The sequence below is a fragment of the Tissierellales bacterium genome (assembly GCA_025210965.1).
GTDB lineage: Bacteria > Bacillota > Clostridia > Tissierellales > JAOAQY01 > JAOAQY01.
The window spans coordinates 1-11,300 of sequence record JAOAQY010000020.1; the positions used below are offsets into that span (position 1 = coordinate 1).

An 11,300-nucleotide genomic window follows, 5' to 3' on the forward strand; every position below is an offset into this window, starting at 1 on the left:
GAAATGAATCCAACTACTAGAGAAATTCTTTTAGATGGAGAAATTGTAAATCTAACTAATAAAGAGTTTAATATTTTGCATCTATTAGCATCGAATGAAAAGATAGTGTTCAGTAGAGAAATCATATTAAATAAGATTTGGGAATACGATTATATAGCAGAAACTAGAATTGTAGACAACCATATAAAAAATATCAGAAAGGCATTGGGGGATTATTCATACTATATTAGTACAGTATTTGGAGTTGGATATAAATTTGAGGTGAAGTAATTGAAAAATCGATTAGTATTCAAGACATTTGCTATAACTATTGTATTGATTATGTTTTCTTTTGGAATATTGTTTATAGTACAAGATTATCTGATAAACGACGTGTATATAAAATATAAGCAAAATTTGGTAGAAGAGCATTTGAAAAGAGCTGTAGATGTGGTGACTAGAAGTGAAGACCCGAGCAGATTAGATGCAGTACTTGAAAGAGAAGCTGAAATAGATCCATTATTTAAGAAGACCTTTATTGAGATATACAATAAATCTTGGTATAGAGAACTTAGATGGATAAATACTCAGCTATTGTCATCCTATTATGTGGAATACAATTCTGCTCTTTACAAAATAAGTGTAGATAAGTATACAAATATGATTTATCAGAAAGATAGACTTGTATATGATGATATTGATGAGATGAAGCAAAAACTGAGAAGACGCGAATTTGAAAAAATTGAATCTGAAACAATATGGAGATTTGACGGTTCGGAATATGTATATCTGAATTTTAGAGAGGGCTCTAATATTACAATTCAGGTAATGTACAATAATTTTGATTTTCAAGATGAAGAGAATGATATTTTTATAGAAGGACCAGCACAAATAGCAGATGAGATAAAAGGCAATCTGATTCAGGCTGATTTTGATGATAAGATAGATTTTGGATATGGTTATTTATCAAAGCTTTTAGGGGAAAAGGTTCAGCGGTTTATAGTTACTAATTATGAATTAGAGCCTGGGAAAATAAACAAACTTGAAGAAATAGATCCATATACAGGTATACCATACACATTGATGATAAGACCGTTTTTGATTCAAGGAGAAACTCATTATATGATTTATTTGACGAGTTATGATAATTTGACGTTTTTAAATCCACTTGAAGAGGGAAATATATTGATATTGATAGCGTCAATGGTTATCACATCGATAGTTGCGTTTGTATATGCGAGTGCAGTTACAAAACCTATACTTGAAATTAGAAAGGTTACACATAGCTTAGCTGAAATGGATTTTTCAAAAAAATGTAATATAAATACTAAAGATGAGATAGAAGATTTGGGAAAAGATATAAATAGAATGGCTACATTGCTTGAAATAAAAACTATACGGCTCAATGAAGAAATAGAGAAAATGAAGAAATTAGAGCATTTTAGGAAGATATTCATTGCAGCTGCTTCACATGAATTTAGGACACCTCTTACTATCATAAAAGGAATACTAGAAGGTTACAATGATGGCATATACGAAGAAAATGCAAAAGAACCTATGAAAATAATGGAGTTTGAGATAACGGAGCTTGAAAACATAGTAAATGAGATTATAACTATTAGTAAAAATGAAGCGAATGCTATGAATTATCAATTTGATTATTTCCAATTATCGGATTTAGTGCAGCTTAATTTGAATAGATATAAATATATATTAACCGATAGAAATATAGTTATTCAAAAGTATTTACAAGATGGATTCATATACGGGGATGAAGATAAAATTTCATTGGTTGTAAAAAATGTTCTTTCAAATGCGATAAAATATTCTCCTCAAGATAATATAGTAGATGTGGCAGTTAGAGATGAAGGGGATAAAATAGTATTTACAGCAGAGAATAGAGGTAGTAAAATAGATGAAGAAACCATGAAGTATCTATGGGAGCCATTTTATAGGGGAAAACAAGAGAGGCGAAAGATACAGGGATTTGGTATAGGACTTTATACATCTAAGCTCATACTTACAGATCATAATGCTGAGTTTGGCATAGAAAACACAGAAGCTGGAGTAAGGTTCTTTTTCAAAATGAAAAAAGAGGGGTAGATATAGTGGGGGACAATGTAGCAGAAAGAAAAGGCCTTTTAGAAGTTCATATTGCGGTGCTTTTGTTTGGTCTATCAGGTTTGATTGGCAAGTTAATACAGCAGCAAGCATTGATAGTAGTTTTTGGAAGGGCAGTATTTGCAGCACTTTTTCTAGCGATACTATTGAAGATTCGGAAAAAAAGTATAGTATTACATGATAAAAAGTCATATGGTTATTTTATAGGACTTGGAGTATTATTGGCATTTCACTGGGTTAGTTTTTTCCTTGGGATAAAACTTTCTACAGTAGCTATAGGGCTTTTGATGTTTTCAACATTTCCAGTGTTTGTCACATTCATAGAGCCGTTGTTTTTTAAAGAAAAAATTTCAGTTAAAGATTTAATTATAGCATTGATAACATTTGGTGGAGTTGCGTTTGTTATGCCGAACTTTGAGTTTCAAAATACTATGACACAAGGTGCCATGTGGGGTATTGCTTCAGGATTCTCATTTGCAATACTTTCGGTTTTGAACAAAAAATATGTTAGAGATTACGATGGAAGGGTCATATCTTTTTATCAAAATTCTGTAGCAGCTATAGTTTTACTTCCATTTGCACTATACATTAAACCTAGTATAGGACAAAATGATTTGATATTGATTATATTGTTAGGGGTTGTATTTACTGGTATAGCTCATACGCTATTTATAACGAGTTTAAAGCATGTAAAAGCGCAGACAGCTAGTATAATAGCTAGTTTAGAACCAGTTTATGGCATAATAGCATCAGCTATTATACTTCATTCAATTCCAAGTGTGAAAGAGTTAATTGGTGGAAGCGTGATACTTATTATGGCTACGTATTCATCACTTGCAAAAAAATAAAAATAGATTTGGTCTATTATAAAGTAAAATCCACTTAGTGATAAACTAAGTGGATTTTATTTTTTTGTTTATTATTTTGAGGAATATTGGAATTTGAATGGGCAGAGGAAATAATTTTCTAAATAAATTTAATGACAAATATTTACATATGTTTACAAGGACTTTTCAGGGGTATATTCTAATTGGATTGACAGAAAGTTAATCTAAAAATAAAAATTATTTAGAGGAGGAAGGATTTATGAACACAAGCACAAACACAATAGCAGGCGGATGGACAGAGTATCATGATCACATGAGTACTAAGGAAGAAAAAATTTTTAGTCAAGCAACTAAGGGCTTAATGGGAGTAAATTATGAGCCAGTAGCAGTTGCAACTCAGGTAGTTAGTGGAATGAATTATAGATTCTTCTGTAATGCAACTCCAGTATATCCAAATGCACCACATGAAGCTACTATCGTAGAAGTATATGAACCATTGAACGGTCAACCACAATTAAGAGAGATTAAAAGAGTAGATATGTAAATCATATTATATGAGGAGGAACATTTATGAATAGAACAACGATGGACGGTGGTTGGTCACGATATACCACTAAAATGAGTCAACATGATATGCATGTATTAGAAGAAGCTACTCATATGATAAATAGTGAAGACCAAGTAGAATATGAGCCTATAGCAGTTGCAACTCAGATAGTTAGTGGAAAAAACTATAGCTTTTTCTGCAATAGAATCATTCCAGCACATGGTAGCCGTGATACAGAGATGCATGAAGCTTTCTATATAGATGCTTATGAGTCACTAGATGGACAAGTAAAAGTTACAAAAGCAGGTCATGCAGAGCTTTATTAGATACTTATATAGACAAAGAGAATAATTATAATGACCGACTTCACAAAAATAATTAATTTGAAGTCGGTTTTTTATTAAGGAGACAAGCATGAATCAAGACAGTTTGAGATATTTTGATCTAGCTTATGACTCGATTTACGATGGACCAGGGCATAGAGTCGTAGTTTTTTTTCAAGGTTGCATAGCTAAATGCAAATGGTGCCATTCACCACATTCACAGCTTTATGAATCACCACTACTATTTAATTCTGACCAATGTATATCTTGCAAAAAATGTGAAGAAGTTTGTGCAATGGGAGTTCACAAATTTTTGAAGGGAATTCACAGTGTAGATAGGGATAGATGTCAAAGATGTGGTACATGTATAGAATACTGTCCAATGTCATCGAAGTTTAGAAAAGCGAGTGCACTGTATTTGCCTACGAAACAGAAAGGCGTAGATGAATTTATGGAATCGATTATGCCGCATTTGGAGTTAGTGCGAAATAGTGGAGGAATAACGCTTAGCGGAGGGGAAGCACTTTTACAGAAAGAAGCATCAATTCACATTCTTGAGTATTGTAAAAATGAAGAGATATCAACTATAGTAGAGACTTCTGGTTTATTAGATGACTCATACTATAAGGAGATTGAACATTTAGTAGATGAGTGGATATTTGGCATGAGGCTTACTACTGGGATAAATCCTGTAGAGCACTATGAAAAAATAGAACATAATCTAGAATTGATTTGCAATATGAATAGAAAAATTTGGATACGGATACCAGTGGTTCCAAATTATACGGATAACTATGAATATTTAAATGCTCTAAGCTTTTTGATGAAAAAATATGATTTGAAAGATATAATAGTTAGTCCTTGGAATATAGAGGCAGATCATTATTATAAGCTAAGTGGCAGCAGAGAACTTATGAAGTGGCCTTTGGCGGAAGAGGTTTTGGCGAGTGAGAAGAAAATAAGAGAGTATTTAGAGGCTATGGGGCTGAATATTAGGGATATAAAAAAGTTGTAGTAAAAAAATATAGAAAAGAGGAACAATACATGGAATTTAGAGCTACTATGACAGAAAAAACTCAAATATTACACGACAGATTAATGCAGAGAAGTTTAACTGATAGATCAAGCGAATGGATACTTCAAAGGGAATTACCCGATATAGCTGAGAAACATAGAAATGAAGCTGTAATGGTGAGGCGAGCTAGGGCTATAGATGCTATGCTAAAAGCTATGACTGATGAGGAAATATCTAAGAGAACATTGACAACTCATATTTCAGATGAAGATTTATTGCTTGGAAGCTTAACTATGGGATCTAATGGTCTTGGAAAGGTATTTCCAAATTATCTTACAGAAGATGAAAAAAGGGCCGGTTCTATAACCAATAGAGGTTCACTTTCGCTATTGGGTCACAATTCATTGAATTACACAAAGCTTGTAAATTATGGACTGAAAAAAGTTATAGATGAATGCGTAGAAAAAGAAGCTGGAAATATAGCATTTTGTAAAGATTCACTGCTAGAAGAAAATCATGTAATTACTCATCAAAAACACTTTTATCAAAGCGTTAGAATTGCATGTCAAGCAGTTATTGACTATGCGTCAAGGTTGGCTGATATTGCGGAAAATCAGGCAAATAGTATAAATAACAGGGAGAGAGCAGAAGAATTACTTGAGATGGCAAGAATTGCTAGAATGGTTCCTAAATATGGTGCAGAGACATTTAGAGAAGCACTTCAGAGTATATGGTTCTACCATGTAGCACTTCATTCTAGTATGAATTTAATATCATTTGGACGATTAGATCAAGTACTCAACCCATTTTTGGAAAAAGAGAAAGATAAGGATAAGTGTTTGGAGTTATTTGAGCAATTTATAATCAAAGCTGCTTGGAGAATTAATTTAAATTTGACTCCCGATGTAATAGTTAAGCAGGACCATGTTGACAACAACACAGTTTTAGGTGTCAATCCTTATCTAATAGATCAAAAAGCTGGTGTTAATAATTTCTTACAAAATATAATAGTTGGGGGTCTTACTCCAGAAGGAAGAGATGCTACAAATAGTAGTACATATCTCATATTGCAGGCATTTTCAAACGTCAATTTATCAACTCCAGGAATATATGTTAGATTAGGACAAAAGAGTCCGAGAAGTTTGATACACAAAATAGCAGAGGTTTGGCAACGCACAAAAAATAATCCAGCTATTATAAATGACGATATAATGGTTCCCGCAATGAAAAATGCGTTGAGTCAAAATATAGATCACATGACGAAGGAAAAAGAGATAGAGATACAGAGAACAGCTAATGATTTTTGTGTAGATGGCTGCTGGGAACCTATTTTAAATGGTCAAAGTGATTGGACGTTTGCGATGTTAAATGGATTAACATCATTAGAGTGTGCTTTAAATGGTGGAGCTATGCTTACGAATGATACAGAGTTATTGAGAGGAGCTAAAAAAGCACCTACAACACCGATACCTAGAAATTTTGATGAACTCATGGATACATTTGAGAGTCAAATGGGATTTTTCATAGATCAGAGTGTAATATCACTATTTTTATATTACATGATAGATGAGTATTCTTGTCCATCTCCACTATTGTCAGCATATTTAGAAGGTTGTATGGAAAAAGGTAGAGACAAATCATGGGGAGGAACAACCTATAATATAGGTGGCGTGATATTATCAGGAGTGCCAAATGTTGTAAATACATTGTCAGCTATAAAGACATGGGTATATCCAGAGCGTGGTAAGGGGAAATATGAACTATCAACGGTTATTCAAGCACTTAAAGACAACTTTGAATGCCCAGATCATGAAATTGTCACTCGTGAATTGTACAATAATATCAAAACAGATTTTTCTATGAAAACAGCTTATTTTGGGACACATGACAAACAGGCAGATAAATTGACAGAGAGAGTTTTAGATATATACAAAGGTTGTGTCGATAGATCGGCTAAATTTGCAAAGAGGGTATTTCAAGATAAACCTAAAGAAGATGAAATGGCAGAAATTGTTTCACTTCGAAGTATTTCAGGTTATTATGGATTGTCACTAGAAGAAAAATTTGGCGAATTTAATATGAAGATAACAGCAGGTCTTGGTACATTTGAACAATACAATTGGATGGGAAGAGAAAGTGCAGCATCGGCAGATAGAGAGAAGGGAGCACCATTAGCTCCTAACTTTACACCAGTTTCAGGAACTGCAACCCAAGGTCTTGGTGGCATACTTGGAAGTCTTTCAAAATGCCACTTGGAAAGATTTGCAGCAGGAGTTATAACAGATACTTGTTTAGAGGTAGAACAAGCAGATATTCATCATTTAGCTGATTTAGTTCAGACATTCATTAAGTACAAGGGTGGCATGATGACATTAGCGATAGGCGATAGAAATCTTTATCAAGAAATTTATGATAAAACTAGAATAGCTCAAGAGCTTAATTCTACAGAAAGATACAACGAACTTTTGAAAGAATATGCAGGAGTAAATGTAAGAATAGGTGGATGGCAAACTCCATTTATTACTTTACCACTTTCTCACATGGCTAATTATGTAGATAGACCTACAGGGATTAAATAAGCTATTGTAAAAAAGAGCTGATATTTAAAGACAAAATGCAAATTGCATTAATCTTAAAAATATCGGCTCTTTTTAATTTATTTACACTAGGTTGTTTTAGCCTAAAAGACTGTATCCTTCAGCGCTAAGTCTCTCTTCTTGTTCCTTGAGACCACAGACGATAATGTCGACATGGTCTGCAAATTCTACGCCTAAAGCTTCTCTAGTTTCTTCTAAATAGGCTCTGTCAACTGCTTTAGAAAATGCTTTGTCCTTCATCTTTTTCTTTACAGATTTTGCTTTAAGACCTTCTAAACGAGTAGGTCTCATAAGAGCGATAGCTAGTATGAAGCTAGACATCTGGTCTACAGCACTTAAAGTTTTTCTCATATTGTCAGTTCGCATGGCTTTAGCTTCGTCGCTCAATCCATGTGATAATACAGCATCTACAAAATTTTGATCTACATCAGCATTAGCCAATAGTTCAGGTGATTTTGCTGGATGAGTTTCTGGATACTTTTCAAAGTCTATATCGTGAAGAAGACCTAGATTTCCCCATTTTTCTACGTCCTCACCAAAATGTTTAGCGTATGCTATCATAGCTGCTTCTACAGCTAAACTGTGTCGATATAACTGGTCTGATTTTACGTGTTCTTTTAGTAAAGTGAGTGCTTCATTTCTATTCATTTTAAATCTCCTCCATATATATTATTTCTTGAGCATAGCCCAATCATCTTCTATATTATCAGTCATTTTTGACAAAAGTGTGAATATCAAGTCTTTTTCTTCAGTTTCAAAGCCATCAAAACATATATCTATTTGTCTATTTTCTTCTTCTATTATAGCCTTATAGATTTCATTGCAAGTATCTGTAGGATATAGAAGATACGAACGTCCATCGTTAGCATCTCTCACTTTTGTTACAAGTTCTTGTTCTATGAGTTTTTTGATGCTTTTAGCTGCAGTAGTTTTGTCCACTTTTAAAAGGTTAGAAAGTGCCATCTGGTTGATACCAGGATTTTCACAAATTCTACTGATGTAGAGAAACTGACCTTTTTTTAGCCCTTTTTCTCTGAATTTTGACTCCACAATAGCGTGTATAGTTCTAGTTAGAGTTCCGAGTCTCCTGAGTATTAGATGTTTTGGTCCTGTCATTATAAATCTCTCTCTTTTAACATAGATACTTTTTCTAAGAACTCATCTACTTTTTCTTTTGGTGTAGCCCATGAAAATACTAGTCGAATGCAAGTTGAGCCTTCTGCCATTTGAGACCAATCGTGAAATGCAAAATCCTTTCTAAGCTCAGATATCATATCATCGGAAAATACCGGGAAAATCTGATTGGTTGGGGATTCTACGAGTAAACCAAATCCCATGTTGCTTAGTTCTTCTTGGGCGTATTGTGCTAAATCTCTAGCATACTTTCCAAGTTCAAGATAAAGATCATCTTTTAGAAGAGTTTCAAATTGTATTCCTAAAATTCGTCCCTTAGCTAGCATAGCTCCTCTTTGTTTTAGCATATATCTGAAATCATTTTTGAATGCTTCATTTGAAAAAATCAATGCTTCTCCTAGCAGTGCTCCATTTTTGGTTCCTCCAAAAAAGAATGCATCAGTGTATTTGTTTACCAATTCTAATGATAGCTCAGCTTCTGGTACTACTAGCGCAGAAGAAAGTCTTGCGCCATCTAGATATAGAAGTAGTCCATTTTCACTGCAATATTCATAAAGTGATTTGAGTTCCTTTGCAGTATAAATAGTTCCTAGCTCAGTTGGATTTGATATATATACCAATCTAGGTTTTACAGAATACTCGAAATTATAGTCATCTAGTACAGGCTGTATAATCTTAGGTGAGAGCTTGCCTTCAGAATTTGCTACAGTTATTACTTTATGCCCTGTAGCTTCTATAGCACCAGTTTCATGACCAGCGATGTGTCCAGTCTTAGCAGAGATGCAAGCTTCATGCGGTCTTAGCGCGCAGCTTATAGCTAAAAGATTTGTTTGAGTTCCACCAGATATGAAGTGCACATCTATATTTTTATCATTCGTAGCATTTTTAAGTAATTCTATAGCATGCATACAATGAGAATCCATACTATATCCATCTTCTTGATTTAAATTTGTTGATACGAGGGCATCTAATATTTTAGGATGTGCTCCCTCGCTATAATCGTCTTTAAAACTATACATAACCAAAACCCCTTTCCATAGTAAAAAAATAGTTGAAAGTTCTACTAAAAATATAATACAACAATTTAGTAGACTTTTCAACTATTTTTGAAAAATAAAGTTAAAATATTAAAAAAACTGTAAGTAATTTATAAATTGACTTAAGGAAAATTATAAAAATCTATATTTGAATACTTTAGTTCACATAATTGAAAAAAAGTGGTAGACTTAAGTGATGAGAGCTTAAATAGAAAGCTTAAATAAAAGCTCTAAATACTTGAAGTTAAAGGAGATTCTAATGAAATTTTATAGACCATATGCTGAGCGTGTGCGAAAAGTTTTTGAAAAGTGTGAGCATACGATGAACGAATTTCCTTCGCCGTATGATGTGCAGGGAAAAGCTTATTTAGATAAATATAATCCAGAGAAAAAGACTCAGGGCAATTACATATGTTATTTACTACCATTTTGGCTAGAGGAGCCGTTTGAATTAGACCCAGATGTTACAGAATTGTTGGCAGAAGCTTGTATATTTAAATTGTTGTATTTTATGATTCAAGATGGGATATTAGATGCTAAAGACCCTAGAGAGCAGGTGAAAAAATTACCTCTTGGGAATCTTTGCTTCGTTAGAATTTACAAATTGTATCAGAAATTATTTGATTCTGACTCTAGATTTTGGGGATATTTTGAAGACTATATGAATAGTTGGGCGGCTAGTATGGCTTTTGAATCAAAATGTGATGAAGAAAAGAAAAAAGAACTAGAAAAAGACACAAAACCAGTACTTGCTCAGAAAGCAGCACCTCTAAAAGTAGCAGTATATGCTGCAGCACTGATAAAACAAAGAGAGGGCATAGTGGAATCAGCGGTTTCACAGGTAGATCAAGCTCTAACTACACTGCAATGGATAGATGATTGGGTTGATAAATACAAGGATTATGAGGATGGAAACCTTACACCAGTACTTGCGGAGATAATGGATTTTGCGAAAGTTGATAACATGGATTCACTTGAGCGCGGGGATATAAATAGAGCTGCATATTTTAGCAATATACCTAAGAAACTTTATATGCTAGCACTAGATGGAAAAAATTATTTAGAAAAAGATGATGAGGTAACCATACCGGGAATAGTTGATTTTCACGAAGAGCTAGAAGATACACTTGCAGAGCTTGTGGAGCGTACGTCAAAAAAACGAGAAGAACTTGTATCGGGAGCATTTTTGAGTGGTCTGGATATATGATTAATCGCGCTTGTAAATTGTGCTAAAATTTGGTAAACTTTAATCAGCGTTTTGACATTATGAGGAGGAGATTGATATGGAAACTAGATTAGAGTTACAAAAAAAGATTATAGAGAAGGCTATGCAAGAGCCAGCATTTAAAGCTGAGCTATTAGCTGATCCTAGAAAAGCACTTAAAGATCATTTTGATATAGAAGTACCTAATGATGTAGAGCTTAATGTTTTTGAAGAAACAGAGAAGTCTTATGCTTTGGTATTGCCGTTTGCGCCGGAGGAAGATGGACAAGCGAATGCTATGTGGATATAGGAGTGATGAAGATGGAAATGACAATTACGAATAATCAAATAGCGAAGAGAGCGATGGAAGATAGTGAATTCAGAAGAGATTTGCTAAAAGCACCAAGAGAAGCGATAAAAAAATTCTTTGGAATAGACGTAGGGAAAGAATATAAAATAAATGTAGTAGAACAAGAAGAAAATGAATGTTATATAGTATTACCTAAAGTGCCAGAA

At 33.6% G+C, this 11,300-nt stretch carries 13 protein-coding genes; 10 read left to right on the top strand and 3 right to left on the bottom strand.

What is annotated here, in order from left to right:
• From N4A40_00995 to N4A40_01025, 7 genes are all read left to right on the top strand, one after another.
• The coding region (locus N4A40_00995) for a winged helix-turn-helix domain-containing protein (GenBank protein MCT4660406.1) at window positions 1-270 on the top strand (270 nt) is incomplete at its 5' end.
• Entirely contained in the window at window positions 271-2,082 is a 1,812-nt protein-coding gene (locus N4A40_01000) for a HAMP domain-containing histidine kinase (protein MCT4660407.1), read from the top strand.
• A gap of 5 nt (window positions 2,083-2,087) precedes the next feature.
• The gene (locus N4A40_01005; GenBank protein ID MCT4660408.1) at window positions 2,088-2,948 is read left to right on the top strand and encodes a DMT family transporter; all 861 of its coding nucleotides are present in this window, start codon (window positions 2,088-2,090) and stop codon (window positions 2,946-2,948) included.
• 238 nt (window positions 2,949-3,186) lie between these two features.
• Complete coding sequence (locus tag N4A40_01010) at window positions 3,187-3,471, top strand: hypothetical protein (GenBank protein MCT4660409.1); 285 nt, start codon at window positions 3,187-3,189, stop codon at window positions 3,469-3,471.
• A 26-nt stretch (window positions 3,472-3,497) separates the two neighbouring features.
• Window positions 3,498-3,800, top strand: a complete 303-nt coding sequence (locus N4A40_01015) for a hypothetical protein (GenBank protein ID MCT4660410.1) — start codon at window positions 3,498-3,500, stop codon at window positions 3,798-3,800.
• An 88-nt stretch (window positions 3,801-3,888) separates the two neighbouring features.
• The gene (locus N4A40_01020) at window positions 3,889-4,812 is read left to right on the top strand and encodes a glycyl-radical enzyme activating protein (protein MCT4660411.1); all 924 of its coding nucleotides are present in this window, start codon (window positions 3,889-3,891) and stop codon (window positions 4,810-4,812) included.
• A 29-nt stretch (window positions 4,813-4,841) separates the two neighbouring features.
• Entirely contained in the window at window positions 4,842-7,391 is a 2,550-nt protein-coding gene (locus tag N4A40_01025) for a pyruvate formate lyase family protein (protein ID MCT4660412.1), read from the top strand.
• Between the two features lie 96 nt (window positions 7,392-7,487).
• Here N4A40_01025 and N4A40_01030 read toward each other — a convergent pair whose 3' ends face one another.
• The 3 genes from N4A40_01030 to N4A40_01040 are packed head-to-tail and all read right to left on the bottom strand — an operon-like array spanning window position 7,488 to window position 9,562.
• A complete protein-coding gene (locus tag N4A40_01030; GenBank protein MCT4660413.1) occupies window positions 7,488-8,057 on the bottom strand; it encodes an HDIG domain-containing protein in 570 nt (189 codons plus the stop codon).
• Between the two features lie 21 nt (window positions 8,058-8,078).
• Window positions 8,079-8,525 carry a MarR family transcriptional regulator gene (locus tag N4A40_01035; GenBank protein MCT4660414.1) on the bottom strand — a complete coding sequence of 149 codons (447 nt, stop codon included), beginning with the start codon at window positions 8,523-8,525 and terminating at the stop codon, window positions 8,079-8,081.
• Window positions 8,525-9,562: a beta-eliminating lyase-related protein gene (locus tag N4A40_01040; protein ID MCT4660415.1), complete on the bottom strand. Its 1,038-nt coding sequence runs from the start codon at window positions 9,560-9,562 to the stop codon at window positions 8,525-8,527. The genes N4A40_01035 and N4A40_01040 overlap by 1 nt, the downstream gene beginning before the upstream one ends.
• A gap of 277 nt (window positions 9,563-9,839) precedes the next feature.
• Between N4A40_01040 and N4A40_01045 the strand changes: the two genes are divergently transcribed.
• From N4A40_01045 to N4A40_01055, 3 genes are all read left to right on the top strand, one after another.
• Window positions 9,840-10,787, top strand: a complete 948-nt coding sequence (locus N4A40_01045; GenBank protein MCT4660416.1) for a hypothetical protein — start codon at window positions 9,840-9,842, stop codon at window positions 10,785-10,787.
• Between the two features lie 76 nt (window positions 10,788-10,863).
• Window positions 10,864-11,094 (top strand): NHLP leader peptide family RiPP precursor, encoded by a 231-nt coding sequence (locus N4A40_01050; protein ID MCT4660417.1) that lies wholly within the window; start codon window positions 10,864-10,866, stop codon window positions 11,092-11,094.
• Window positions 11,095-11,105: 11 nt separating this feature from the next.
• A partial coding sequence (locus N4A40_01055; protein ID MCT4660418.1) for an NHLP leader peptide family RiPP precursor occupies window positions 11,106-11,300 on the top strand: 195 nt, incomplete at its 3' end.

What these genes read in the sequence shown, in the direction of transcription:
- N4A40_01020 (MCT4660411.1), top strand. Translation starts at nt 3,889, where the DNA reads ATGAATCAAGACAGTTTGAGATATTTTGATCTAGCTTATGACTCGATT.
- N4A40_01040 (MCT4660415.1), bottom strand. Translation starts at nt 9,562, where the DNA reads ATGTATAGTTTTAAAGACGATTATAGCGAGGGAGCACATCCTAAAATA.
- N4A40_01015 (MCT4660410.1), top strand. Translation starts at nt 3,498, where the DNA reads ATGAATAGAACAACGATGGACGGTGGTTGGTCACGATATACCACTAAA.
- N4A40_01025 (MCT4660412.1), top strand. Translation starts at nt 4,842, where the DNA reads ATGGAATTTAGAGCTACTATGACAGAAAAAACTCAAATATTACACGAC.
- N4A40_01050 (MCT4660417.1), top strand. Translation starts at nt 10,864, where the DNA reads ATGGAAACTAGATTAGAGTTACAAAAAAAGATTATAGAGAAGGCTATG.
- N4A40_01035 (MCT4660414.1), bottom strand. Translation starts at nt 8,525, where the DNA reads ATGACAGGACCAAAACATCTAATACTCAGGAGACTCGGAACTCTAACT.
- N4A40_01010 (MCT4660409.1), top strand. Translation starts at nt 3,187, where the DNA reads ATGAACACAAGCACAAACACAATAGCAGGCGGATGGACAGAGTATCAT.
- N4A40_01030 (MCT4660413.1), bottom strand. Translation starts at nt 8,057, where the DNA reads ATGAATAGAAATGAAGCACTCACTTTACTAAAAGAACACGTAAAATCA.
- N4A40_01045 (MCT4660416.1), top strand. Translation starts at nt 9,840, where the DNA reads ATGAAATTTTATAGACCATATGCTGAGCGTGTGCGAAAAGTTTTTGAA.